This is a genomic window from Virgibacillus sp. M23, assembly GCF_034190895.1.
Lineage (GTDB): Bacteria > Bacillota > Bacilli > Bacillales > Amphibacillaceae > Virgibacillus > Virgibacillus salarius.
The window spans coordinates 1-415 of record NZ_JAWDHA010000326.1; the positions used below are offsets into that span (position 1 = coordinate 1).

A 415-nucleotide genomic window follows, 5' to 3' on the forward strand; every position below is an offset into this window, starting at 1 on the left:
GAGGAAAGTTTGCGCAATCATAAACAAGTTACCGACTACCCAATAAAGAGAAAGAGCCGCCGGGAAGTTGATCGCAAATACGATAATCATAATTGGCATAATCCAAAGCATCATCGCCATTTGCGGATTTTGCTGCGCATTGCCCGCCATCATCAGTTTTTGCTGAACAAATGTGGCGACACCGGCAACGATAGGAAGAATATAGAAAGGATCCTTTTCTCCTAAGTCAAACCATAAGAAGCTATGCTCTGAAATCGCCTGTGTTCTCATGATCGCATGATAGAATCCAATTAAAATCGGCATCTGGATCAAAATCGGGAAACATCCCGCCAATGGATTAAAACCATGCTTTTGGAATAAAGCCATTGTTTCCTGCTGAAGCTTTTTCTGTGTTTTTTTATCCTTTTAGATGTAT

Annotated in this window: 1 pseudogene; it reads right to left on the bottom strand. The window is 41.0% G+C overall.

The window, feature by feature from the left end:
• A pseudogene (yidC, locus tag RVS70_RS22795) lies at positions 1-405 on the bottom strand (membrane protein insertase YidC); the annotation flags it as partial.
• Positions 406-415 lie beyond the last annotated feature (10 nt).